The organism is Mesorhizobium sp. BR1-1-4, assembly GCF_020165375.1.
Taxonomy (GTDB): Bacteria; Pseudomonadota; Alphaproteobacteria; order Rhizobiales; family Rhizobiaceae; genus Mesorhizobium; species Mesorhizobium australicum.
The window spans coordinates 74,990-100,757 of the sequence record NZ_JAIUIB010000015.1 but is presented as its reverse complement, the minus strand read 5'-3'; the positions used below and the strand labels follow the sequence as shown (position 1 = coordinate 100,757).

Annotated in this window: 22 protein-coding genes; 18 read left to right on the top strand and 4 right to left on the bottom strand. The window is 60.1% G+C overall.

What is annotated here, in order from left to right:
- Positions 1 to 28: 28 nt before the first annotated feature.
- From LB571_RS27015 to LB571_RS27005, 3 genes are all read right to left on the bottom strand, one after another.
- Positions 29 to 922: an ABC transporter permease gene (locus tag LB571_RS27015; protein WP_224599384.1), complete on the bottom strand. Its 894-nt coding sequence runs from the start codon at positions 920 to 922 to the stop codon at positions 29 to 31.
- 110 nt (positions 923 to 1,032) lie between these two features.
- Complete coding sequence (locus LB571_RS27010; protein WP_224599382.1) at positions 1,033 to 2,679, bottom strand: sugar ABC transporter ATP-binding protein; 1,647 nt, start codon at positions 2,677 to 2,679, stop codon at positions 1,033 to 1,035.
- A complete protein-coding gene (locus LB571_RS27005) occupies positions 2,603 to 3,670 on the bottom strand; it encodes an ABC transporter substrate-binding protein (protein ID WP_224599380.1) in 1,068 nt (355 codons plus the stop codon). The genes LB571_RS27010 and LB571_RS27005 overlap by 77 nt, the downstream gene beginning before the upstream one ends.
- Positions 3,671 to 4,000: 330 nt before the next feature.
- Here LB571_RS27005 and LB571_RS27000 point away from each other — a divergent pair, with 330 nt between their 5' ends.
- From LB571_RS27000 to LB571_RS26915, 18 genes are all read left to right on the top strand, one after another.
- Complete coding sequence (locus LB571_RS27000) at positions 4,001 to 4,864, top strand: DeoR/GlpR family DNA-binding transcription regulator (RefSeq protein WP_224599379.1); 864 nt, start codon at positions 4,001 to 4,003, stop codon at positions 4,862 to 4,864.
- A complete protein-coding gene (locus LB571_RS26995; protein ID WP_224599378.1) occupies positions 4,851 to 5,945 on the top strand; it encodes a four-carbon acid sugar kinase family protein in 1,095 nt (364 codons plus the stop codon). Before LB571_RS27000 ends, LB571_RS26995 begins: the two co-directional genes overlap by 14 nt.
- Positions 5,946 to 6,170: 225 nt before the next feature.
- Positions 6,171 to 7,202 carry a 4-hydroxythreonine-4-phosphate dehydrogenase PdxA gene (pdxA, locus tag LB571_RS26990; protein WP_224599377.1) on the top strand — a complete coding sequence of 344 codons (1,032 nt, stop codon included), beginning with the start codon at positions 6,171 to 6,173 and terminating at the stop codon, positions 7,200 to 7,202.
- A 42-nt stretch (positions 7,203 to 7,244) separates the two neighbouring features.
- A complete protein-coding gene (gene aldA, locus LB571_RS26985; RefSeq protein ID WP_224599376.1) occupies positions 7,245 to 8,735 on the top strand; it encodes an aldehyde dehydrogenase in 1,491 nt (496 codons plus the stop codon).
- 76 nt (positions 8,736 to 8,811) lie between these two features.
- Complete coding sequence (locus LB571_RS26980; RefSeq protein ID WP_224599375.1) at positions 8,812 to 9,954, top strand: substrate-binding domain-containing protein; 1,143 nt, start codon at positions 8,812 to 8,814, stop codon at positions 9,952 to 9,954.
- Positions 9,955 to 10,018: 64 nt separating this feature from the next.
- Positions 10,019 to 11,602, top strand: a complete 1,584-nt coding sequence (locus tag LB571_RS26975) for a sugar ABC transporter ATP-binding protein (RefSeq protein WP_224599374.1) — start codon at positions 10,019 to 10,021, stop codon at positions 11,600 to 11,602.
- Positions 11,603 to 11,634: 32 nt separating this feature from the next.
- Complete coding sequence (locus LB571_RS26970; protein ID WP_224599373.1) at positions 11,635 to 12,546, top strand: ABC transporter permease; 912 nt, start codon at positions 11,635 to 11,637, stop codon at positions 12,544 to 12,546.
- Positions 12,547 to 12,610: 64 nt separating this feature from the next.
- On the top strand, positions 12,611 to 14,233 hold the full coding sequence (locus LB571_RS26965) for a sugar ABC transporter ATP-binding protein (protein ID WP_224599372.1): 1,623 nt from the start codon (positions 12,611 to 12,613) through the stop codon (positions 14,231 to 14,233).
- Positions 14,230 to 15,246 carry an ABC transporter permease gene (locus LB571_RS26960; RefSeq protein ID WP_224599371.1) on the top strand — a complete coding sequence of 339 codons (1,017 nt, stop codon included), beginning with the start codon at positions 14,230 to 14,232 and terminating at the stop codon, positions 15,244 to 15,246. The genes LB571_RS26965 and LB571_RS26960 overlap by 4 nt, the downstream gene beginning before the upstream one ends.
- Before the next feature lie 122 nt (positions 15,247 to 15,368).
- The gene (locus LB571_RS26955; protein WP_050596470.1) at positions 15,369 to 16,292 is read left to right on the top strand and encodes an ABC transporter permease; all 924 of its coding nucleotides are present in this window, start codon (positions 15,369 to 15,371) and stop codon (positions 16,290 to 16,292) included.
- 82 nt (positions 16,293 to 16,374) lie between these two features.
- Positions 16,375 to 17,598 carry a sugar ABC transporter substrate-binding protein gene (locus tag LB571_RS26950; RefSeq protein ID WP_224599369.1) on the top strand — a complete coding sequence of 408 codons (1,224 nt, stop codon included), beginning with the start codon at positions 16,375 to 16,377 and terminating at the stop codon, positions 17,596 to 17,598.
- A 59-nt stretch (positions 17,599 to 17,657) separates the two neighbouring features.
- Positions 17,658 to 18,947: a histidinol dehydrogenase gene (gene hisD / locus LB571_RS26945; RefSeq protein ID WP_224599368.1), complete on the top strand. Its 1,290-nt coding sequence runs from the start codon at positions 17,658 to 17,660 to the stop codon at positions 18,945 to 18,947.
- Positions 18,948 to 19,006: 59 nt separating this feature from the next.
- Positions 19,007 to 20,050: a LacI family DNA-binding transcriptional regulator gene (locus LB571_RS26940; protein WP_224599367.1), complete on the top strand. Its 1,044-nt coding sequence runs from the start codon at positions 19,007 to 19,009 to the stop codon at positions 20,048 to 20,050.
- Complete coding sequence (locus LB571_RS26935) at positions 20,037 to 20,600, top strand: hypothetical protein (protein WP_224599366.1); 564 nt, start codon at positions 20,037 to 20,039, stop codon at positions 20,598 to 20,600. The genes LB571_RS26940 and LB571_RS26935 overlap by 14 nt, the downstream gene beginning before the upstream one ends.
- A 10-nt stretch (positions 20,601 to 20,610) precedes the next feature.
- Complete coding sequence (locus LB571_RS26930; protein WP_224599365.1) at positions 20,611 to 21,501, top strand: N-acyl homoserine lactonase family protein; 891 nt, start codon at positions 20,611 to 20,613, stop codon at positions 21,499 to 21,501.
- Entirely contained in the window at positions 21,501 to 22,442 is a 942-nt protein-coding gene (locus LB571_RS26925) for a 3-hydroxyacyl-CoA dehydrogenase (protein WP_224599364.1), read from the top strand. Before LB571_RS26930 ends, LB571_RS26925 begins: the two co-directional genes overlap by 1 nt.
- A gap of 330 nt (positions 22,443 to 22,772) precedes the next feature.
- A complete protein-coding gene (locus LB571_RS26920; protein ID WP_224599363.1) occupies positions 22,773 to 23,129 on the top strand; it encodes an ArsR/SmtB family transcription factor in 357 nt (118 codons plus the stop codon).
- Positions 23,116 to 23,883 carry an SRPBCC domain-containing protein gene (locus LB571_RS26915; RefSeq protein WP_224599362.1) on the top strand — a complete coding sequence of 256 codons (768 nt, stop codon included), beginning with the start codon at positions 23,116 to 23,118 and terminating at the stop codon, positions 23,881 to 23,883. The genes LB571_RS26920 and LB571_RS26915 overlap by 14 nt, the downstream gene beginning before the upstream one ends.
- 814 nt (positions 23,884 to 24,697) lie before the next feature.
- Here the strand turns inward: LB571_RS26915 and LB571_RS26905 are convergent.
- On the bottom strand, positions 24,698 to 25,726 hold the full coding sequence (locus LB571_RS26905; protein ID WP_224599361.1) for an aldo/keto reductase: 1,029 nt from the start codon (positions 25,724 to 25,726) through the stop codon (positions 24,698 to 24,700).
- Between the last annotated feature and the right edge of the window lie 42 nt (positions 25,727 to 25,768).

Genomic DNA, 25,768 nt, shown 5'->3' with positions numbered 1-25,768 from the left:
CTCTCCCAACTGCATGTCGGCGCTCCGGTCACTTGATGATGCCGATCTTCCTGCGATCAATGGTCACGAATACCGCGCAGACCAGAACCGTACCCTTGACGATATTCTGAAGGTATGGATCGACACCGGCCATGTTCATTCCATTCGACAGAAGCGTGATTATCAGAACGCCCAGCGTGGTGCCGACAACACTGCCGACACCTCCGGTCAACGGTGTTCCGCCCACCACCACCGCGGCAATGACGTCCAGTTCCAGGCCCTCCCCGAGTTGAGCGGTGGCGGCCATGGCGCGCGCGCCTTGCAGCAAGCCGGCAATGCCGCACAAGGCGCCGAGAAGCACATACATATAGATTTTCACGCGTGCGACCTGGATGCCCGTTAAAATGGCGACACGTTCCCCCCCGCCTATGGCGCGAACCTCGCGCCCGAACACCGTCCTGTTGATGATGCCATACGCGACAACCATCAGCACCAGGCCAATGATCACGGAATGCGGAATGCCCAAAGTCCGATTGGTATAGACATTAAGGAATTGCTCATCCTCGATCGAGACAGGAGCGCCACGTGTGAAAAGCAGCACGATGCCGCGATAGACCACCATCGCGCCCATGGTTGCGATGAAGGACGGCACCTTGCCTTTGGCCAGGAGAACGCCGTTGATCAATCCGGCAACAGCACCGACGGCAATGGCGGGAACGATCGCTGCGGCGCCAAGACTGTCAGCTGTCAATGCCGCTGCCAATGCCGCGAGTGCAACAATTGAACCGACCGAAAGATCGATTGAACCGGCCATGATGACGAAGGTCATGCCGAGCGCAGCAACCAGCAGCACCGTGCCTTGTTGAAGCACGATGAGAAGGTTGCTGAAAGTCAGGAACCGTGGCGAGGCTATCGAGAAGATCACAATGAGCAGGACGAGCATGGCGAGCGGAAAGCCGCGCTTGACGACTTCGAACCGGCTGGCATTGACGCCAGGTTCCCCAGTTGCGTTCGGTGTTGTGGTGGCGATCGAGGTCTCGTTCGTTTCCATGGTCAGGCCATATGTCCAATGATGTCATGCTCGGTGGCATCTGCTGCCGTCTCGATGCGATGCGTAATTTGGCCTTGCCGGAGCACCAGCAAGCGGTCCGACATACCGATCAGTTCAGGCATGTCTTCTGAAGACAAGATCACGGCGAGACCCTGCGCCGCCTTCTGCCTGACGATGCGATAAATTTCCGCGCGGGCGCCGATATCGACGCCGCGTGTAGGATTGTTGAGCAGAAGCAGACGCGGCTGGACAGCCAGGCATTTGCCGATCACCACCTTTTGCAGATTGCCTCCCGAGAGTGAGCGGCAGGACGCATCGACGCTTTGTGTCTTGATGCCGATCTGGGCGATGAGGTCACCCGCGATGGCAGTGGCACCGGCGCGATCGAAGAACGGCCCACGATGCGGTGGGCGGGCCATCACCAGATTGTCGAGGAGACTGAAGTCGGCGATCAGGCCTTCATTGTGACGGTCACCCGGCAGATGAGCGACGCCCTCTCGCCAGGCAAAAGTCGGGCTCGACGGCACGTATGAACCACCCGCAAGCTTCATCGAGCCACTGCGCAAAGGCACGTCGCCGCAAAGGGCCGCGAACAGCGCTTCGGCGCCGGCGCCTTTCAATCCGGCAAGGCCGAGGATTTCGCCGGCATGCACATTGAGGCTGACGTCGCCGAGTTCGCGCCCAACGGCGACCTCGCAGGCTTCGAAGACAACAGGACCCCGTCCCGGCTTGCCTGGATCTTTCGGCGGCCGTGGCGGATAGATGCTTTTCGTGAGCGCGCGCCCCACCATGCGGCGATGAATTTCATTGGGCTCAATCTCGGTCGTGCGATATGTTCCGACATATTGCCCGTCTTTCAGGATCGTCAATTCATCCGCGACGGCGAGCACCTCGTCGAGATGATGAGAAACGAAGGCGACCGTCATCCCCTGCCCTTTGAGTTCGCTGATGACGCGAAGGACAGCCTGAACCTCTCGATGATCGAGGTAGGCGGTGGATTCGTCGAGAAGGAGGATTTTCGGATTTGTAGACAGCGCTCGGGCGATCTCGATGCATTTCAGCTCGCCGAGATTGAGGTGGCCAATGTCGGCAGAGACCGAAATTTTCGCACCGATCCGATCGAGGATCGCTTGCGCCGCCGATTCCATACGTCTGCGATCGACAAAACCGAGACGGCCGGCGAACTGTCGCAGACGATCGATGAAGATGTTTTCGGCAACAGTCAGCGAACGGTTGATCGTGATTTCCTGGTATACAAGCGACACGCCAAGGGCCGCCGCACCGATAACACTTGGTGGGGCATATCTTGCTCCATCCAACGTCATAACGCCGCTGTCAGGCCGCTCCGCGCCAGCAAGCATACGCAAGGTCGTCGATTTGCCGGCTCCGTTTTCGCCGACGATCGCGTGAACCATTCCAGGCCGGAGCACCACCGACACGCCATCCACGGCGCGTGTCAGGCCGTAGCTCTTGCGCAGCTCGCTCGCAGTAAGTGTCATGAATTGACTACGCCCAAATGCCAGGCAGAGCCTGCCCGCAACGGTGGGATTGCAGGCAGGCTCGACAGTACGTTCAGTTGCTATACTGCATCTCGAAAACGGCTGGCTTGGCGTCCTTGTTGTAGAAACGGGAGTGCTGCCTGAAATCATATGTCGGCACGCCGCCGGGAAAGTCCTTTTCGAACTGCGCGACGCGATCCTTGGTCAGCGGCAGCAGCTTCAGCTTGACATTGTCGGCGCCGGCGGGAACCGGAATACCCTTGATCTGATCGAAAAGTGCGACAAGGGCGAAGCCGCCCTGGAGCCAATGACCGCCAATATCGAAAAGCAGGTCGCCGGACTTTACCGCATCGACATTCTCAGGGTTGAGATCCATTCCAACGACCATAACGTCCTTGCCGGGCGCTTTCCCGTGGTTCTTGAGGGCAGCCATCACGCCGGTCGCTGTGCCGCCGTTCGCAGCCCAGACACCGGTGATGTCCGGATTGCCCTGGAAGAGCGATTCAAAAGCGGTCTGTGACGTATCACGGACGAAATTGCCGTCGACTTCGCCGGCGACGCGCACATCGGGCGCTTCCTTGAGAGCGTGTTCCAGCCCTTTGCGGCGATCAATGGCGACCGAGGTGCCGGCGGTGCCGTTCACCACGCCGATCACTTTCTTGCCATCCGGCCCGGGCTTGATCGCTGCGAACAGCGCCTTGGCCATTTGGTATCCGGCGTCTTCATCGCTCGGTCCGATAAAGGCGATGTAATTGGGGAAACGTTCGGTTTGAGGCGAAAAGTCCGGGTAGCTGTCGGTGAGGATGACAGGGATCTCGGCTTCCTTCGCCAAGGTAAGCCCGCGAGCGGCAGTGGCCCAATAGGGCGTGAAAACAATGCCGTCGACTTTCTGGGCCACCAGGTCCTCAAGCGACTTGACCATCTGGTCGGGCTTGTTGTCGGCATTGAGCACGACGAGCTTTACACCAAGCTCATCCGCTCCCTTCTTCATGAAAGCGACATAGCTGTTCCAGAATTGCGCATCCAGGGTCGGCACGACAACGCCGACCGTGGGTTCATCGGCAGCGACAGCAGCCGTTGACAAGAAGGCCGCTGCAGCGGCGCCGATAAAGGCCGATTTCAGCTTCGACAAGAAAAACATGGTTCCTCCAACCCGGTTCGAAACAGAGCCCAAACGCTCTAAATCGCTGACTTAATTTCCATTTTTTGACAAGAACTGCGCGCTTGTCAGTGCCAAATGACGACGTTTGACGACTATCGCTTACCACATGTGGTCAAAATCAGTCAAAATAATTCTAATAAGGCCAAAAGCGATAGGAATTCGCCCATCGACATGACAAACCAGTGGGCTCGCCCGATGAATTCGTGATATTCGCGATGCTGGGCTCGCCGTGATTCCAGCGAGCGCGTTGCTGCACTGTGCGGAGATACGAACGTGGCAAGGAATGTTCGAAAATCAACGGTGGAAGATATGGCGCCCTCAGCGTCCGCCGGGTCATGGGAAGACGATGGCGGGCGTGGACGGGTCGACCTGATCCCGGCCAAGCGTCATGCTTTCATTCTCGAATGCCTTAAACGGGAAGGAACCGTCGGCGTTCAGGAACTCATCGATCTCATCGGCGCGTCACCTTCGACCATCCGGCGCGACCTCGAGACTCTGGAACGGCAGGGAGCATTGGAGCGAACGCATGGCGGAGCGATGCTTCAACGCACGGAACTCGCCACCTTCGAGCCGGATCTCGCAACTGCCGCGCACTTCGCCAGGGCTGAGAAGGAAGCCATAGGTGCGGCCATGATGTCGGAACTTCGCCCCGGCCAGAGTGTCATTTTCGACGCAAGCACCACAGTTCTGGAAGTCGCCCGCGCCATCGCGGCGACGCCCATTGCGCTGACGGCCGTCACCAACAGTCTCGCGATCGCGCAGATACTCGCGACCGTGCCGGGCGTACGCCTCGTCATGCTTGGAGGCACCTGCAAGCCTGGTTCTCTAACTTTGGTTGGCCAGCCTGGCGAGAATTTCCTGCGCACCATCCACGCCGATGTGGCCATTCTGGGCACTCATGCGATCACCGGAGACATGCTCACGGAGACCTCGCTTGAGGTCGCGGCGATGAAGCAGGCGATGATCGCCGCGGCGCGCCGCGTCGTCGTGCTTGCCGACAATTCCAAATTCACCGCTCCCAATTTCTGCACCATCTGCCGCCTGGCCGATATCCACCAGATCATTACCGATGAGGGCATCGATCAGGCCAACCTCACCAATCTCCGGACGCTCGATGTAAACGTCCGGGTCGTGCGCGTCAGCCGTTCGGGTTCTTCAGTTGAGCGCTCTTGAGGCTGTCGACATCCGGATCGTCGCCGACGACCTGACCGGCGCCCTGGATAGCGCGGTTTGCTTCGCCTCGCCGGGCCGAGGAGTTGGGGTGAGTTGGCAAGTGGATCGCGCGTTCTCGGGCCGTTTGGCTGTCGATATCGCCACACGTGAGGGCGCCGAGACAACGGCCGTCGCGAGACATTTGAGGTTCGCACCATGGCTCGCCGCCGGACAGCTGAGCTTCAAGAAGATCGACAGCCTTTTGCGCGGTCACGTCATCGCCGAAATAGAAGCCTGCATCGTCGAGGGAGCGTACCAGCGCGTTGTTGTGGCGCCTGCGTTCCCATTTCAGGGCCGTGTGACACGCCTTGGGCGTCAATGGCGGCTCGACCGGCCCGAAATGGTAGGTCCCGACATCGTCGCCGATCTAGGCCAGCGCTTTTCGCCTGGACGTTCGATACCGGGGGCACGGCCAGTTCATTTCATCACCCTCTACGACGCCGAAACGGACAACGACCTGGACGAAATCGTTGCCACGGCGAGCGCGCCGCGGACGCTCTGGGTTGGTACGGGCGGCCTCGCTGCAGCGCTGGCACGACACCTGAGCATACCACACAAGCCTGTTCCGGCATTGTCCGCCCCATTCCTGGGCCTTGTCGGCACAAATCACGAAGTCACGGCCGCGCAGGTGGCCTGCTTTTCCGCCAAACATGCGGATGCGCATATCGTCGTCGAAAGCGACATCGACAAAGCAAAGAGGGATTTGGCGAAACGGATCATCCGAGGCGCGCCATCGGTTGTCACCGTCGTTGCATCGGGTGATCGCCACGCGGTGGCAGATCATATCGGCAAGGTGTTTGCCTCGCTTCTCGACGGCTTGCCAAAGCCCGGAACGCTGCTCGTCACTGGCGGCGAAACATTGCGATCGGTGTGCTCCAGCCTCGGCGTCGTCGAACTCACGGTCGAGAGCGAGATTGAGCCGGGGCTTCCGATCTCCAGAATCAAAGGCGGCGTTTTCGAGGGACTAGCCACGATTTCCAAATCTGGCGCATTCGGCGACAGCGCCCTCTTCTGCAGGCTCACGGCTCTCGCGCGTCGCTAATCAAGACGATCGCCGGCAAGAGCATCGGGCGGGTCCATTCCCGCCGTCAAATGACGTCAAACGATGTTTTAGCAGCCGGCTACACGGGGACTGCCCACGGAGAGGTGGGGAAAACAGGCGGATTTCACGGTTCGGCTGATTACGAATGACTGGAAAAGAAAACTATTGCACATCCGTGGTTAGAAGGATTAGAAGATGATCACAATTGACCGATTAGAGGCGTTTATGTCTGGTCCAAGACTCGGCATCACAATGGGTGATCCTGCGGGCATCGGCCCCGAGATCATTGCAAAGGCATGTGCACGGCTGAAACCGCGCCTTGCCGACGGATCGTTGTCCCTTCTCATTATCGGCAGCGTCACCGCGATGCGTGCGATGGAGTCGATTTCCGGGCGCATCGAGGAGGAACGGCCGTCGGCTTCGGCCACTGGGGTTTTTCAGCCGGTAGCCATTCTCGAAGCCGGCCCCGAACGGACACCTATTGAGACAGGCGTCCTGTCGGCTGAAGGCGGGCGCCTCGCCTATCTGGCGATCGAAAAGGCCGTTCGCCTGGCGCAGGCCGGTTCAATTGCAGGCATCGTTACGGCTCCCCTCAACAAGGAAGCACTCAATCTGGCCGGCTATCATTATGCCGGCCACACCGACATGCTGGCAGAACTGACAGGCGCACGCGATTCCGTGATGATGCTTGCCCATGGCGATTTTCGCGTCAGCCATGTCTCGACCCATGTGGCGCTGGCCCAGGTTCCCTCGAAACTGACCGAGCCTCGGCTGCGGCGGGTCATCCAGTTGACGGTCGAGGCGTTGCATGGCCTCGGCATTGCCCATCCCCGTATTGCGATTGCCGCGCTCAACCCGCACGCCGGTGAGGGCGGCATTTTCGGTCGTGAGGATATCGACATCACGACCCCTGTCGTCGCCTCCTACAAATCCGCCGATTTTACGGTATTCGGGCCTGTTCCGGGCGATACGGTTTTCGTCAAGCTGCGTGCCCGCCAGTATGACGCCGTGGTCGCGATGTATCACGATCAGGGCCATGTCCCCGTGAAATTGCTCGGCTTCAACGTCGATCCCGTGACCGGTGAGTGGAAAGCGCTCTCCGGTGTCAATGTCACGCTCGGCCTTCCGATCATCCGCACCTCCGTCGACCACGGCACGGCCTTCGACATCGCCGGCAAGGGCATCGCCAATGAGGACAGTTTGGTCGAAGCGATCGAGTTCGCGGTCCAGATGGCTGCCGCGAAATCCAACCCATAGGCGTCGGCACGCCTCCAACGCACGCAGAAGCAGATTTGAACCATGGCAGCAGAAGACAAGACATCCTATCTCATGTTGATCGACGGGAAGTTTGTCACCGGCGAAGCCGGCACGCGATCCGTGATCAATCCGGCCAATGGCAAGGCCTTTGTCGACGTGCCGGAGGCAAGCCCGGACCAGGCTCGCCAGGCGATAGAAGCCGCCCGCAAGGCGCAGAAGGCTTGGGGGCTCAAATCGCCTCTCGCCCGCGCGGTGATCATGAAGCGGATCGCGGACCTGATCCGGCAGAATGCCCAACATCTGGCCGAAGTGGTGGTCAGGGAACAAGGCAAACCGATCAATGAAGCAATAGGTGAAGTCGGCGGCGCGGCCGAGTTCTTCGACTACTACGCTGAGTTTGCCCGTCGCATTCAAGGTGAGATCCTGCCATCCGACTACGCGGGAGAGCAGGTCTGGATACAGCGTGTGCCGGTAGGCGTCGTCGCCGCCATAATTCCATGGAATTACCCGAGCGCCCTGGTCAGCCGCAAGGTGGCACCAGCCATGATCGCCGGCGACACCATCGTCATTAAGCCGCATGAAGACACGCCCCTTTCGGCGCTCGAAATGGCCCGCATCTTTGTCGAAGCGGGCGTGCCGGCCGGCGTGGTGAACGTCATAACGGGACGAGGTGAAACAATAGGCGAAGTGCTCTGCACGCAACCCGGCATCGACCTCATCACCATGACCGGAAGCGTACCGACCGGCAAGCGCATCATGGCGAATGCGTCGCGCAATCTGACGCCTGTTTCGCTGGAGCTAGGCGGCAAGGCCCCATTCATCGTCCTGGCTGATGCCGATCTCGAACTGGCGGTTCGTTCCGCGGCCACGTCGCGCTACATGAATTGCGGACAGGTCTGCATATGCAACGAACGCACGCTCGTTCACCGTTCGATTTACGATCAGTTCGTCACACGCTTCGTGGAATTCTCCAAGTCGCTCGTCGTCGGCGATCCGATGCAGGCAAATACGGATATCGGCCCGAAAGTCAGCCGTGACGAGCTGGAAAAGGTCGAGGCGGTCCTTGCGGAAGCCGTCGCGGGCGGCGCGAGGCTTGCTCTCGCAGGCGGGCGCCCGACCAAGGCGCCTATCGATGGCGGCTACTGGCTCAACCCGACCGTATTGACCGACGTCACGCCCGACATGCCGATCATGACGCGCGAAATCTTCGGCCCGGTCGTGCCGATCATGCCCTTCGACACTTTCGAGGAGGCTGTCAGCATCACGAATGCCAGCAACTATGGTCTGTCGGCTTATCTTTTCACCAATGATCTGGGCCGCGTCATGAACGCCGTCAACGAGGTTTCGTTCGGCGAGATCTACGTGAACCGGATTGGCCCGGAAATGCTGCAGGGTTTCCATGTCGGCTTCCGTGAAAGCGGACTGGGCGGTGACGACGGCGTGCATGGGCTCGAGAGCTACATGCGCAAAAAGACTGTCTACGTGAACTATTCGGGTGCCGCCACGGCAGCATTGATGCCTTACGGGCGCTAAGCAGCGCCCAACCAGTACGACCAGCCAGGTCGCCACCCGGCCGATACGGCCGTTTCATATGATCGGGAGGAATGAAATGCACTATCGTGGATTTATGGCGGCCGCTTTGGCCTTGGCACTATCGGGACTGTCTGCATCGTCGACGTTCGCCGATGACACCATCCCTCCGGAAGCAAAAGCTCTGCTCGAGCCGCTGCCCCTGTCGCCGCGGGGCCAACCCGTCCCAGGCTTCCCGGACGGTCCGCCGGCGGTATCACCCGATGTGCTGAAATTCTCCGATGAAGACCTTGCCAAGCTCAAGGCGGGAAAGTTCACCGCTGGCCTGGTGATGCACACCATGGATGCCGGCTGGCCTCAGTTGCAAGTCGCCGGAATCAGCAACACGCTCAAGGACCTGGGCATCGAAGTTGTCGGAACCACCGACGCCAAGTTCCAGCCCGGGCAGCAGATCAGCGATCTGGAGCAGATGACCGCCCGCAAGCCGGACGTGATCTTCTCGATCCCGATCGATCCGAAGTCTGAGTCCGAAGCCTACAAGAAGGCGGCGGCCGCCGGCATCAAACTGGTTTTCATGGACAACGTCCCGGTCGATATGGCGCCGGGCAAGGACTATGTGACCGTTGTCGCCTCCGACAATGAGAAGAACGCCTACTTCGCCGCGCAGGAACTTGTCGGGGCGATTGGCGGCAAGGGCGAGGTCGGCATCATCACGCTTGTTTATGACTATTACTACTCCGTCGCAGCCCGCAAGGTCGGCGCCTTGAAGGCGTTCGGCGAACATCCCGACATCAAGGTCGCGGACGTCGGCACCTTCACTGCGCCCGAGAAGGCTTACGAGGTTGCCACCGCAATGTTGACGGCGCATCCCGACATGAAGGGCATCTTCGTTGCCTGGGACACGCCCGCCCAGCAAGTCGTGGCCGCGGCAAAGACACTCGGCCGCGATATCGTCGTCACCACGAATGACATTGCCGCTGACAGCGCGCTGAACGTTGCACGTGGTGAGTTTCTGGCCGTAGGCGCGCAGCGTCCCTACGACCAGGGCGTCGCCGAGGCCAAGGCGGCCGCGCTTGCGTTGCTTGGACATGACGTCCCGCCATACATTTCGGTGCCGACGTTGCGTGTCAAGAAGCTCGACCTTCTCAGTGCCCTCAAGCAGGTCACCAAGGAAGATGCTCCAGCCTCGGTGGTAAAAATCTGCAACGGCAAGTGCTTCTAGCCCACTTTTTCGTCGGCGGGCCGCAACAGTCCGCCGACGCTCCCGAGCGATCGAGAAAATCGTCATGGCCGAAGCGAAAACGTCACCGTCCCAGAACGCGATCGTAGCGATGCAACGCATCAGCAAGTCGTTTGGCGCGAACCGCGTGCTGTCTGATATTTCGTTCGATGTCATGGCCGGTGAAACGCACGCGCTGCTCGGCGAGAACGGTGCGGGCAAATCGACACTCATGAAGATTCTCATGGGAGCCTATCGAACGGATGAAGGCCGCATTCTGTTCGCCGGAGAGGACGTCACGGTCTTGTCGCTTCGCGAGAGGATCGACCGCGGTATCGCAATGATCTTCCAGGAACTGAGCGTCTTGCCGAACCGCTCGGTTGCCGAAAACCTGTTCATCCTTCGCGAGCCGCTCGCCTACGGCCTGCGAGTCGACGCCAGAAAAATGGTTCGCGATGCCCAGGCTCTGATCGAGCGGTATGCCTTCTCGCTTGATGCTTCCGCGCGTGTGGGCGATCTGGCCTTCGCCCAACGGCAGATGGTCGAGATCCTCAAGGCGATCTCGCGGGGCGCCAAGCTGCTCGTAATGGACGAACCGACTTCATCACTGACCATCCACGAGGAAGAAACGCTTTTTCGGACCATCGGTCAGCTCAAGCAGGCCGGAATCGGTATCGTTTACATCAGCCACCGCATGGCCGATGTGCTGCGGCTTTCGGATCGCATCTCGATCATCAAGGATGGGCGACTGGTTGGCCCACTTGATCCGAGCAAGACATCCATCGAGGATATCGCTGCGATGATGTCGCGACCGAAGGGCGACGCGCCATTGCCTACCGCAGCAACGCCCGCGAAACGCCGCCCGGCAACGCCCGACCGGACGGCGGCTCTCGAGGTTCGCGATCTAGCCACGTCGCGCAAGTTGTCCGGCGTATCGTTCTCGATCGAACCAGGCGAGATCGTCGGCCTTGCCGGGCTTGTCGGCAGCGGCCGCTCGACCTTGGGCAAGGCTTTGTTCGGCATCCTTCCAGACGTATCCGGCCACATCACTGTCGCAGGCGAACCCGTTCGGCCGGGCAGCGTAAGCAGAGCGATCACTGCTGCTATCGCGCTTGTTCCCGAAGACCGTCGGCTCGAAGGGCTTGTTGGCGGGCGCTCAATCGAGGAGAACCTCGCGCTTCCCCGCCTTTCCGATTTCTCGCTGGCGGGTCCTTTTGGGCCGATGGCAAAGGCCCGGATAACGGCTTTGTTCAGACAATACCGTGACGACCTCAACATCCTGTGCCGCGGCCCCTTACAGAAAGCCCAGGAGCTTTCGGGCGGCAATCAGCAGAAGATTGTCTTCGCAAAATGGCTGGCAATGAAGCCGAAGCTGTTGATCCTCGATGAGCCAACCTCCGGCGTCGACGTCAATGCCAAGCGCGATATGCGCGAGCTTGTGCGTCGCACGGCCGGCGAAGGCGTCGCCGTGCTGCTCATTTCCTCGGAACTCGAGGAACTCCTGGATCTGTCCGATCGCATTCTGGTGATGGCGCAGGGGCGGATAACCCGCAGCATCGGCAGCGCGCACGACGAGGCCGGGCTGCGCGCGTTGCTGCAGGCCGAGGCCGCCAAACAAACCAGCGTACGCACCCAGGGAGTTGCAGCATGAAACCGTCCTCGATGCCGATGCGCTTAGCTGCGATGGATTTCTTCCGCGATCACATCACCTATGTGATCTTTCTGGCGATCACCCTCTATTTCGTCTTGTTCGCTCCCCACTTCGCGTCGGTCTCAACCGCAAGCGCGGTTCTGCGCATCACGGCCATCGTCTCCGTGATGGCGATCGGCATGACGTTCGTCATCATCTGCGGTGAAATCGACCTGTCGGTTGGGTCGGTTGCCAGCTTCTCAGGCATGATCGGAGCCTTGCTGCTCGATCAAAATGTCCCGACCTATGTCGCCGCGCTTCTGGTGTTGGGCGCCGGGGCCGCGATCGGCGCGGTGTCGGGCTTGCTGGTTACAAAACTGCGCATCCCATCGTTTCTTGTGACCCTTGGCATGTTGTCCATCTTTTCCGGGCTGGCGCTGACCATCACCGGCACCCGGCCAGTGTCGATCGTCGATGATGATTTTTCGAATCTGTTCTGGAACGGCAGTTTCCTGGGCGTTCAGGCACCGATCTGGTGGACGATCGTCCTTACGGCCGCCGGCTACTACCTGCTGCATCAGATGCCCTACGGCCGGCGTGTCTATGCGACCGGTGGAAATGCCGTTGCCGCGCGCTTTTCCGGCGTGCGCACGGACGGCGTCAAGATCTTCGCCTTTGTGTTGTGCGGCATGACCGCATCCCTTGCGGGGCTGATGCTCGCGGCCCGTTCCACGGCTGGCAATCCCAGCCTGGGGGCGGGTCTTGAACTGGACGTGATTGCGGCTGTGATCATAGGTGGGACAAGTCTCTTTGGCGGTTATGGATCAATCGTCGGGTCCGTCGTCGGTGCGATCTTCATAGGCATTCTTGGGTTTGGCCTTCTCGTTCTCGGTCTTTCGACCAGCATCCAAGAGGTCATCAAGGGAGCCATCATCATCATTGCCGTCTCGTTGAACCGCCGATGAAAGCAGCGGCACGACATGAAAATCCGAGGATATGTGCCTCCGCTATTTAGGCTGCGATGATCGGTTGATCGCAGCGCATTTCGATGAAATAGTAAAAAGAGAACGTTCTCACTGTGTGTTTTGGGATGGAAGAGAGCGTTTAGGAGGAAATCTGTTGAGTGTGTCGCCGCCACGATTGCAGGCCGTTGCCGTTACCAAATCCTACGGTGCGACCACAGCATTGGAAAATGTGTCGCTGGATCTGGCGGCGGGCGAAGTCCATGCGGTGCTCGGCGAAAACGGCGCCGGCAAATCCACGCTGGTCAAGATCCTCAGCGGTGTGCTTGCGCCAAACAGCGGTCAGATGCGTCTCGACGGTGCGGTCTATGCGCCGCATTCGATCCTCCGTGCACGACAAGCAGGCGTGGCCACGGCTTTCCAGGAATTGAGCCTTGCGCCCAACTTGACCGTTGCCGAAGCGCTGCTGCTGCCCACCATGAAGCGCGGGGCGTTCGGCCTGATCTCTCCCTACCAGACAGCGCGAGCCGCGGCTGAAATCCTGCATCGCTATCGTTTGGATGACGTCTCGCCGATCGCCGGCATCGCCAGCCTGTCGCTCGCCCACAGGCAGCGGCTCGAGATCGCCCGCGCCATGCACTATGCCGAAAAGGTTCTTATCCTTGACGAGCCTACGGCAGCATTGACCGATGTCGAATGGCTGTTCGATCTGGTTCGCAGCACGACTGCGGCCGGGACCGCCGTGCTCTATATTTCACACCGCCTGGCCGAGGTGCGCACCTTGTGCAAGCAGGCAACGGTGCTGCGAAACGGCCGTTCCGTGGCAAGCGTCGGACTATCGGATGCCAGCGATGCCGATATCTTCGAGCTGATGGTCGGCCGCACGGAGATGGCGCACGGGCGCCGCAGCCACTCGCTCGGTCGCGAGACGCGTTCCGTGCTCGAACTGAAGAATGTCACCGGCGCAAAGCTTAAGGGCGTCACACTTGACGTGAAAGAGGGCGAGATCGTCGGCATCGCCGCCTTGGAAGGCCAGGGTCAGCGCGAACTTTTCCGCACCCTTGTCGGCCTGGATAAAGCGACGTCGGGACAAATCCTGGTCGAGGGAAAACCCGTACAACCAAAGAGCCCGCGCCATGCCATCGCGGCCGGACTGAGCTTCCTTCCTGAAGAACGCAAGGTGGAAGGGATATTCTCGACGCTGTCGACGGCAGCAAACATCGTGCTGCCCGTTATCCAGAACATCAGCCGGACCGGCTTTGTCTGGCCCGCGCTGGAACGGGACGGTGCCGCACGGGCATCCGAAGCGGTCGAACTCAATCCGCGATACCTCGATTTTCGTATCGCCGAGTTGTCGGGAGGCAATCAGCAGAAGGCATTGCTAGCGCGTGCGATGTTTACGGGCGCGCGTACGTTGCTTCTCTACGATCCGACCCGAGGTGTCGATGTCGGCACCAAGCAGGCTATTTACGCGGCCATTCAGGCCTTCGCCGACAGGGGTGGATCGGTGCTTCTCTATTCATCGGAACTTACGGAACTGACGCGTCTGGCCGACCGCTGTCTGGTGCTCTACGGCGCACGAATTTTCGAGCAGTTCACGGGCGAAGCCATCGAAGAGCGTGCGCTGGTCGCGGCCCTTACCGGTCATTCCCGAGACCCCGCAAAATCGAAGCGTGAGGCCGCGGCATGAGCATTCTTGCAACCAAGGCAGCAGCCACCCCTCACCGTCTCGCTCCGTCAATATCGGCAAGGGCAAAAGCCTTACTGGCCAGCGGCACCGGCATCATCATCGTTCTCTACATCATCCTGTATGGCCTGTATTCCGTATGGGATCCTACCGCGCTGACCGCCGACACAGTGCTCAACCTGACCAATAATGCCGTTCCCCTTGCGATCGCGGCGGCGGGTCAGACGTTGATCGTGCTGTCCAGAGGCTTCGATCTTTCCGTCGCCGGCGTCATTTCGCTGACCAATGTCATCATGGCGGCTTATCCGCTGGACGGCCCGATGGGGGCGGTCGAGAGCCTTGCCATCTGCCTGGCGATCGGGGGCCTCGTCGGCCTGATAAACGGTTTCCTGGTCGCTGTACTGCGTGTCCAGTCGATCGCCGCCACGCTGGCGACGATGATCATCTGCCAGGGCCTTTCATTGGTGATCCTCGACGCGCCGGGAGGTACGGTCGCGGATTTCATCTCCTATGATCTCACCGACGTGCTTTTCGGGGTGATCCCGATCTCGGGGCTCTTCGTCGCGGCCGTTGTCGTCCTCTGGATGATTTGCCGACGCACGGCGTTCGGCACAGGCCTTTATGTCGTGGGGGCTGATGAGACAGCTGCGCATCTGTCAGGCATCAATGTCAAACGCGTCCGAATTCTAAGCTTTGTTATCGGTGGCATGCTCTACGGCCTCGCGGGTTTCATGCTCAGCGCTCAAACAGCGACAGGAAATCCCAACGCAGGCGCCTCTTTCCTGATGCTGACCTTCGCTGCCGTGGCGCTCGGCGGCACGTCGCTGAGCGGTGGGCGCGGCAGTGTCATCGCCAGCATCATCGGCGCCGCCACGCTCATGTTGCTGCAGAAGGTGCTGTTCGCTGGGGGCGTGTCGTCCTTCTACACCGGCATTTTCCAGGGCGTGGTGCTCGTTCTGGCGGTGGTGTTTGGAAATGTCGTGACGCATTTTGTTGAACGAAGAGGTGCAACGTGACCGAAGCGCACCCTCCCGGGGCGACGGTAGCCCCTGCCCCGCGGGCCCAACGGCAGACGGAACGTGTCGCCGACAATCGGCGTACTGCACGCTTGCGGCCAGAGACAATCACGGCGGTCTGCGTGTTCGGTATCAGTATCCTGCTGGTGCTGGGTTCACGCTTCGTCAGCCCGGCACTCGGTTCATGGGATCACGTCAACACCATAATCCTTCTGGCGTCGTTCCTGATCGTCGTGGCCTTCGGCCAGGGGATCGTCATCATGATCGGAGGTCTCGACCTTTCAGTCCCGGCGCTCATAACGCTTGGCGGCGTGCTGACGACCAGCTGGATCGATGCCTCCAGCGGCATGAGCTTGCCGCTGATACCGGCGATCTTGCTGATCTGCGCCTGCATTGGCGGGATCAGCGGCCTTGGGGTGACCTTGCTGCGTATCCCCCCCTTCATCATGACCATGGCGACGGGGATCATCACCGCTTCCGCAGCACTTGGGCTGACGAGCGGCACACCGCGCGGCGCGGCTCCCCCAATCCTGACCGCTCTGATGAAAGCGAGTTGGATCGGCATCCCGGTCATCCTCCTGTTCATCCTGGCTTTCGCCATCCTCGGCTCAGTGCTGCAGGGCCGAACATCTTACGGTCGCCGCCTGACAGCCATCGGCGCGAATCCGGTCGCGGCTCATGTCGCAGGCATTGCAGTGCGCAGTTCGGTTCTGATCGCCTATATGCTGAGCGCAGCCGCATCCGGGTTTGCCGGCATGATGCTGGCGGGCTACGCAAACGGCGCAACGCTGCGCATGGGCGACGACTATCTGCTGCCCTCGATTGCAGCTGTCGTCATCGGCGGATCGTCCATTCTTGGTGGCAGTGGCTCTTTCGTCGCCACGATAGGCGGCGCGATCCTGCTCACGGCGTTGAGCACGGTGATCTCGGCCCTTGGCATTCCACAGGGCTGGCGCACAGTTATCGAGGGTTCGATCATCCTCATAGCCCTGCTCTTGCTGAGGGAAAACACCTTCGCGTTTCTAAGGCGTCGACTGGCGCGGTAAAAGACCGCCCGCGCCCGGCAATCCGGGACGTTCAGTGAGAACGTTCCCATCAACAAGCGGTCAACGATCTGGGAGACCTTCGATGCCAAACTGGAAGAGAAAACTAAGTCTATGCGCAGCCGCTCTTTGTACTGCTGCGGTCAGCCTTTCGCTCACCGCCCCGTCGGCGTCAGCGCAGGACAAGAAGTTCAAAATCTACCTGAGCATGAGCTACAGCGGCAACTCTTGGCAGTCGGAGGCAGCCAACATCGTCAAGGCGCTTGCCGCCACCCCACCCTACGACAAGACCGTGGAACTGACCCAGGTGATCTCGGGCACGGATCCCCAGGCGCAGATCGCCGCGTATGAGAGCATGATTTCCGCCAAAGCCGACGGCATTATCAGCTTTCCGATTTCTTCCACTGCCCTCAATCGCGTCATCCACAAAGGCTGCGAGAAAGGCGTGAAGTTCTTCATGTACGACGCGACGGTCACCGAGCCCTGCGCCTACAACGTCAGTTACATTACCGCTGGCTTTGGCGAGAACAGCGCTCAGGCCCTGGTCAATGCGCTCGGCGGCAAAGGCAAGATCTTCCTCAGCCGCGGCGTTCCCGGCAACTCGGTCGACAAGCGCCACACCGATGGAGCCATGTCGATCTTCAAGAAGTACCCCGGCATACAGGTCGTGGACGAATATTATTCCTTCTGGGATGACCGTACGACCCAGCAGGAAACAGCCAAAGCGCTCGCTGCCCATCCCGACGTCGACGGTATCTGGGCTCAGGCCGGTGAATACGGTGCGATCCAGGCCCTCATGGACAAGGGAAGCAAACTGGTGCCGATGACGGGCGAAAACTCGAATGGCTTCCGCCTTGCGCTGGCCAATCCAGATTTCCAGAAGCGTGGCCTGAAAGGCGTTTCCGCCGGCTCGCCGCCGGCCAGTGCTGGCTATGCTTTCAAGCTGATGATGGAAGCCCTGACTGGAAAGCGCGATCTCAAGCCCGGCAACATCGAATATCCTCTGCCGTGGGTCCCCGCCGACCAGGTCAAGCTGTGCAAAGGCCAGACGTTCGAAGACGGTTGCAACGCCTTCCCGGAAGGCGTTGTGCCCAGTTCCTTCGTGACGGAGGTGTTCAGCCCGACGCTGCTACCGGAACTTTCCATCCAGTCGGCGCTCGAAGGCAAGCCAACCCCAGGCGCCACCATCCAGCCTCTGCCGGCCGATGTCCCGAAGGCCGCCGACGAGCCCGGCATCAACTGCCAGAAATGCGAGCCGCCAGCAGACCAGTACAAGCTCACCAAGGTTCAGCCAACCGTCAATCCGTAATGGCCAAGGCGGGCGGCGTCACGCCGCCCGCTCCACCTTCTTCAAGAACGAGGACGAAAATGCCCAGTTATCTCAAGCGTGGCCAGGACACGAGCACAGCGGCGGCGGTCGACGCCAGGACGCGATTGACCGTTGAGAATATTCTCGCCGACGTCGAGGCGAGAGGTGACGCGGCCGTGCGCGAGCTCTCTGAAAAATTCGACAACTGGTCGCCCGAAAGCTTTCGCCTCTCCGAGCAGGACATTGAAAAAGCCCTGTCCACGGTTGCTCCACGCGATCTCGAAGACATCCGCTTCGCCCAGGCGCAAGTGCGCAATTTTGCCCAGCATCAGCGCGATTCCATCAGGGATATCGAAGTCGAGACCCTGCCTGGCGTTGTGCTCGGCCACCGCAACATTCCGGTCAATGCCGTTGGCTGTTATGTGCCCGGCGGCAAATATCCGATGGTTGCTTCGGCACATATGAGCGTGGTCACGGCGCGTGTAGCCGGCGTGAAGCGCGTGATTGCCTGCGCACCGCCTTTCCAAGGCGGTCCGCATCCGGCGATCGTCGCCGCCATGCATCTGGGCGGTGCCGACGAAATCTACGTGCTTGGCGGTGTGCAGGCAGTAGCGGCCATGGCGCTCGGCACCGGTACTATTGCCCCGGTCGACATGCTGGTCGGTCCCGGCAATGCCTTTGTCGCCGAGGCCAAGCGCCAGCTCTTCGGCCGCGTCGGTATCGACCTCTTCGCCGGCCCGACCGAAACACTGATCATCGCCGACGAAAGCGTCGACGGCGAGATCTGCGCAACCGATCTCCTCGGCCAGGCCGAACATGGGCCCACCTCGCCCGCCGTCTTGCTTACCACCTCCGAGAAGCTCGCCCGGGCAACGATGGCCGAAGTCGAACGGCAGCTTCTGCGCTTGCCGACAGCGGAACTCGCCGGCAAGGCCTGGGCAGACTACGGCGAAGTGATCGTGTGTGAGTCCGATGAGGAGATGGTGCGCGAGGCGGATCGGATCGCTTCCGAGCATGTCCAGGTCATGACGCGCGACCCCGATTACTTCTTGAACAACATGACCAACTACGGCGCCATGTTCCTTGGGCCTCGCACGAATGTGGCATTTGGCGACAAGGTCATCGGCACGAACCACACGCTGCCGACCAAGAAGGCAGCCCGCTACACCGGCGGACTGTGGGTCGGCAAATTTCTCAAGACCTGCACATACCAGCGGGTCCTCACCGACGAGGCCAGTGGACTGGTCGGCGAATATTGCTCGAGGTTGTGCATGCTGGAAGGTTTTGCCGGACACGCGGAGCAGGCCAATATCCGCGTGCGGCGCTACGGCGGCCGAAACGCCGCTTGACGACCTTGAACAAAGCACGTCGAAACATGGTTCGCCGCTAAAACTGGAGCCTAGCAGCCATGACCGAAGTCGCCCTGGAGGAGCCTCACACGCCCCGCATAACGGTGAAAGATTTAGCAAGACAATTGGGAATGTCGGTATCCACGGTTTCACGAGCGTTTTACGAGGACGCCGTGATCGCGCCAAAGACGCGCGCGAGAATCCTCGCGCGCGCGGCGGAACTCGGCTACCAGCCCAATCCGCTCGCACGCGGCCTCATCACCAAGAGCAGCCGCATCGTCGGCATCGTCGTGTCCGACATCACCAATCCATTCTATCCGGAAGTGCTGACGCGGCTGACAGGAAAGCTGCAAGCCCTGGACCTGAATGTGATGCTGGTGGTGACCGACCCAAAGCGCAGCGAGGATGAGACGCTTCGCGTCCTGCTCTCCTATCACCCCGACGTGGTGATCATCCTGGCCACGACGCTTTCTTCGGCATCGTCCGATGCCTGCCGCAAGGTTGGTACGCCCGTCGTGTTCTTCAACCGCTACGACGCAAGCCAGCGCTCATATGCGGTGACTTGCGACAATGAACTCGGCGGCAGGACGGTCGCCGACCACCTGATCGATCTCGGACACAGACGCCTGGCCTTTGTCGCCGGCTTGCCGAATGCCTCGACCAACGTTGATCGCTGGAAGGGTTTTCATGCCCGCTGCCTGGAAAGAGGCGTGCAGGCTCCTCTCAGCAGCGTAGGGCAGGAATTCAGCTACGCGGCCGGCTATGCCGCCGCGCACCACTTCCTCTCGTCCGACGAACCGCCGACAGCTCTTTTCTGTGCAAACGATATCCTGGCGATCGGCGCCATGGACGCGGCACGGCGCGATTTCGGCCTTTCGATACCGGACCGTCTGTCGGTAGTCGGTTTCGATGACATCGCGATGGCCTCCTGGCCGTCGCACGATCTCACAACTGTTGGTCAGCCAATGGAATTGATGGTCGAACGGACCGTGGATCTGACGCTGTCTCTATCGCGCAACGATGCCAGTCAGCCCGCCCTGCAGCGCATTCCGGGAAAACTCGTCGAACGCAGCACCACGAGGGCCATCGATGACAGGCAATAAGTCTTCTCTGTCGATGCTGGACTGGGCGGCGCAAATCCATGGCCCGGACTGTGCTGGCTTTGGTCCCGCTCGCGAAGTCGCGGCCTTATCGCTGCCTGAAGGTGTGGCGGATGAGGTGGTCGCCTATGGCCTCGAGGCCCGGCAGGTCTACAACGGTCTTAAGCGTTTAATCGGCCAGGTCGCTGGCCTGATGATCCTGCTGCAGGCAAGCAGCCGCCGCGAAGTGCTCGACCTTCCGTCGATCACCAGTGCCGCGGAATTGTTCGACGAACTCCGCGAACGCCTTTCAAAGCTGCGGACAACGTCTCGCCTCGAGGGGCATCTGCAGCAGTTGATCAGCGCACACAGGCTCGTGGGCACCTGCCTCTCTGTCTTGCGCGAGCAGCAAGCTGCCAAGAATACCCCAGACCTCGCAGAGCCGCTCGGCAATCTGTCGGCAGCTTACCGGCATCTGCAATCGGCATCCGAGGATCGCTTCGGCATGACTATGGTCGACTTCAGGCATTCCTGTTGCAACTGCGGGACCGAAAGCCGCTTACAATCAGTCTAGGGAGGAAATAATGTCGCAGTATTCGATCTGGGTTCTCGAATATTCCTACGTCACCAAATACCACAAAAGTGGCGTTCTGTATGGTGCGCACAACCAAGGCTACGTCAAACTCCCGTACTGCTACGCTTTGATCAAAGGCAACGGACACGTTGCCATGGTGGATGTCGGTTACAACGACAAAGACTATGGAAAGCACCTTGGCGACAAGTTCGGTGTCGAGAACTGGCGCTCCCCAAAGGACGTTCTCGCCGGGGTCGGGCTGACACCCGAGGAGGTTGATACGGTCTTTATTACCCACGCCCATTTCGACCATTTCGGCAATGTCGAGGATTTTCCGAAGGCGAAATTCTACATTCAGGAACGGGAGATCGCGAAGTGGACCTGGGCGATGTCGCTGCCTGACAGGCTCCGCTGGATGATGGTGGCGGTCGATCCCGGTGACATCATCCGTGGCGTCGATCTTGCGCGCCAGAAACGGCTCATTTGCGTCGATGGCACCGTAGAGAACGCCCTTCCGGGGATCGACCTTCATGTCGCCTACGACAGCCACACCTTTGCTTCCATGTGGGTCAATGTCCGCAACGACGGCAACGCGCTGTCTTTCGACGCCTGGGTGCTCGCCGGCGACCTGGTCTATGTCTTCGAGAATGTCGAAGGCCCAGGGGGCGTCGTCGATGTCGATACGCCGATGTATGTGCCGGTCGGTCTTGCTCTTGGTAGCCAGCAGAATTTGCTGCTGGCCACCGAAGCGATGATGAAACAGGTCGGCTATGAAGCGCAACGGGTCATTCCAGTGCACGAGGAAAGGCTCAAGGACCGCTTTCCATCGCGGATCACCAAGGATGGACTGCGCATTTCGGAGATATGCTTGGCTGACGGTGAGACGTCCAAGGTACGATGATGGCAACAAATTTGAAGCAAGTCGCCGTTGTTGGCGGCGGCCTCGTCGGAAGCGGCTGGGCGATCGTCTTTGCCCGCGCCGGCATCCCGGTGCGATTCTTCGATGCAAACGAGGACATTCGACAAACCGCACCCTCATGTATCCGCGCCAGTCTTTCGGACATGCGAGAATTCGGCCTGATCGACGATGTCGACATCGTCGCGCAACGCATCGACGTGGTGGATAGCCTCGTCGATGCAGTGGCGGCGGCCGATTACGTGCAGGAATCCGTCTTCGAACGCTTGGACGTAAAAAAGGCGGTGTGCGCAGAAATTGGTGCGGCCATCCGCGACGATGCGGTGGTTGGCAGTTCGAGTTCAGGCATCCCCGCCTCCATTTTTACCGAACATGCCCCAAGGCGATCACGCTTTCTGATAGCCCATCCGGTCAATCCACCGCATCTGGTACCGTTGGTCGAACTGGTGCCGGCGCCTTGGACAGATCCCGAAATTGTTCCATGGCTGCGCGCGGCCATGGAGCAACTCGGACAGGTGCCGATCGTCGTCAACCGTGAGATCGAGGGTTTTATTCTTAACCGCCTCCAAGGTGCATTGCTGAACGAGGCATGGGCGCTGTTCGATGCTGGGTTAGCGAGTGTGGCTGATATCGACCGAACCATCGCTCATGGGCTTGGCCTGCGCTGGTCGTTCATGGGACCATTTGAGACGATTGATTTGAATGCTCCCGGAGGTGTCGAAGACTATGCGCAGCGGCTGGGACCATTGTACCACACGATCGCCGAGGCTCGCCGGGATCCGAAGCCCTGGTCGCCCGAAATGATAGAGCGCGTCACAGCAGAGCGCCGGGCCGAGTTGCCAAAACAAGATCTAAGGGCTCGATCAGCGTGGCGAGACCGGCGACTGATGGCCTTCGTTTCACACAAACAGCACCAGCCGATATAGCGGTAAAGGGCGACGTACGGGACACGACAGCGGTCGATGACACGCAGCCAGTTTAGATCCGTTGCAGCGCTCGTCAATTGCGCCGGGGTTAACCTTCGCGCCGCCCACCTCTACTTTCAGGCCCGGAGGGCAAGTGTTCCGGTTCGTCGGAATCGATGAGAATCTCACCAAATATGAAAGAGACGCCTGAATAGAGATGGCAGCGAGCTCGCACCGCTCCTATCGCCACTCGTCAAAGGAATTGTGGTGGTGAAGTCTCTCAATGCTGCTTGACGAAATCAGAAAATATTGACCTAATAGGTAACCAGTCAGTCACCTATTAGATCCCTCATGGACAGCGTCGAACGAAAAGCCGTCCTGGCCCAACATAGCGACCATGACATCTTCAGGGTTATTTCCGACCCGACGCGCCGCGCCATTTTGGACGCTTTGCGCAACGGCCCCCTGGCGGTGAATACGCTTGCAAACGGCTTCGATCAGACCCGCCCTGGGATTTCGAAACACCTGCGCGTGTTGCGTGAGGCCGGCGTCGTAACGGAAACGAAGCACGGCCGCGAGCGACGCTACCAATTGACGCCGTCGCGGCTGAAGCCCGTCGATGAATGGATTCTGACCTACCGCGGCTTTTGGCAGACACAACTGGGCGCCCTTAAACACTACCTGGAGACTCCAAATGACGATGAATAACGCTCGCGCAATCGCCGACCTTGACCGCGGCCTCATACTGGCGACAGTCGATATTGAGGCCCCAGTCGCTAAGGTCTTTTCGGCACTCACAAACCCTGCCGACTTGCCGAAGTGGTGGGGGCAAGCCGGCATATATCAAACTACGTCCATGACGGCGGATCTTCGCGAGGGTGGAACATGGCGATCTGAAGGGGTCGGCGCCGATGGCGTTCCTTTTAGTGTCGCGGGCGCCTACACGATTGTCGAACCACCGCACCGGGTCGAGTTTACCTGGAAGCCGGACTGGGACGAAGCAGAGACCTTGGTGAGCTTCAACCTCAAGGAAAAGGACGGCACAACGCGCGTTACCCTGCGACATAGCGGTTTTGGCGACAACCTCACCTCATGCGAGTCGCACGCTGCCGGCTGGGAGATGGTCTTTGGCTGGCTGAATGGATTTGCAACGGCAGAAACAAGTGCGCGGACTGCATATTTTCTGAAACTTTACCCACCACGTCCCACTTTCGCCCTTGATCTGACCGATGCCGAAAAGCGGGTAATGAAGGAACACGGCCAGTACTGGTACCAGGGGCTGGCGGCCGGAAGCGTCGTTGTCTTTGGCCCCGTCAATCATCCGGACGGCGCTTTCGGCTTGGGTGTCGTCAGGGTTAAGGGTGTCGATGAGTTGACAGCGTTCCAGGAGAACGATCCTGCGATTACTTCCGGCTTGGGTTTTCGCTATGAGGCCTCTCCAATGTTCGAGGCTATCAGTTAAGCGGTTTCGCTTCAACCTGGAGCGGAAACGGCATGGGTCGGTGTAGCTGGCACCGACCCACTAATGAGATGAAGGGCCGACGGGGGGATGAGAAGCCGTTTTCCAAAAGGCTGGTGAGATCGCCGGGCCCGAGGAACAACCATGCCAGACGACAAAAGCGAGCGTGAGTTCCGACCACCTAGGAGCGCTTCTGCTTCAGGATAGCTCCGCGCAACTCGGGAATCCTTCAATCTCTCGATCGGTTATGGGAGCTGGCGACCTCTTTGTCGGCGGCGACGTGCCGTGCATGGAATGACTACGCTGGCCCCCGTCTTGGAAAGAAACTATCGCTAGGTCCCTTTCCGATCCGCTGGTGTTTTTTCGCAGCGGCGTTTTCGCACTCGCCTTGCAGCCGAGTCCGCTGGATTTCGCGAGGGCTGACCGCTGGGCCCCGTAGCTCGACCCCACCATGGGGTTGTCTTTCGCGAGACCCCTTTTCTCTGTACTCGTCGGGCCATCCTGTTCTACGCGCCTGTACAGCTCCCTGCCCACACGTTGCAACTGGAAAACTCATGATACCTTTGCATTGCGGATCCTCTCGCCGGCCGGCGCGGGCGTGACTCGATCATCTTTTCGTCGCCGCTGAGGAGCTGCAGGCCCTCTGGTCGGCCAGCGAGGACGCCGGGCTTGTAATCCCATAAGACCCTCAACTCCCGGAGATGCGGTCGCAAGGCAGACCCGCTTTTACGCGCCCACGAACCAGATTGGTTAGCATTCCATGTTACGTTTCCTCGCTACTGTGCGTCGGACGACGCCATTCCAGTCGCTCGTCGCATCAAGGAACCGGTGCACCAGCTTCGATAAGACGCTCGCGCTTAAGATCCGCCCATAAGGCCGGGGGGATATTCTCTCGCAGATAGCCGATATTCTCCTTCAACTCATCGGCAGACCTTGCACCCGGGATGACACTCGACACGAAGTGGTGGCCGAGCGGGAACTGGAGGGCGGCCGCCGGCAGCGACACCTTGTGGCTGATACAGACGGCCTCGATGCGGCGGACGCGTTCGAGCACCGGCTCGGGCGCCGGCCTGGTGTTGAAGGTCGCGCCGTTGACGGCGCCCGTTGCCAGGATGCCGGAATTGTAGGGTCCGCCGATGATGATCCTGGTGCCGCGCTGCTCGCAGAGCGGCAGCAAGGTCGCCAGCGGCTCCTGTTCGAGCAGCGTGTAGCGGCCGGCAAGCAGGAAATAGTCGAACGCGCCCGCGACGACGAAGTCCGACAGCATCTGCCATTGGTTGATGCCAACGCCAATCGCCTTGATGACGCCTTGCGAGCGCAATTCGTCGAGCGCCGGATAAGCGCCGGCCATGGCTTCCCGGAAGCGGCTACGAGCATACGGGTCCTCGCCGGGGCCGAAATGGATGGCTTCGTCGGGATCGTGGATCGAGACCATGTCGACATAGTCGGTGTCGAGGCGCTTCAGCGTGCCTTCGAGCGAACGCATCACCGCATCGCGTGAATAGTCGAACTCGGCGCGGAACGAACCGGGCTGGTCCCACAATGCCGGTTTCAGCTCTTCCGGCGGGATCGGCACGAGGTCGTAGCCGATCTTCGACGAGATGACGATGTCCGCGCGGGGTAAGGATTTGATCGCCAGCCCAAGCCGCGTCTCGCTGACGCCGAAGCCATAGACTGGTGCGGTGTCGAAATAACGGATGCCGTTGTCATAGGCCGCCTGCACGGTCTTCACCGCCGCATCGGTATCGACGGCGCGGTACATGTTGCCCAGTCCGGTGCCGCCGAGCCCGATCGTCGTCACCTTCAGGCCGCCTTTGCTAACAGCCCTGAATTCGATTTCAGCCATTTTCTCTTCCTGTGATTCCTGCCTTCCATCCTGCCGGCTCAA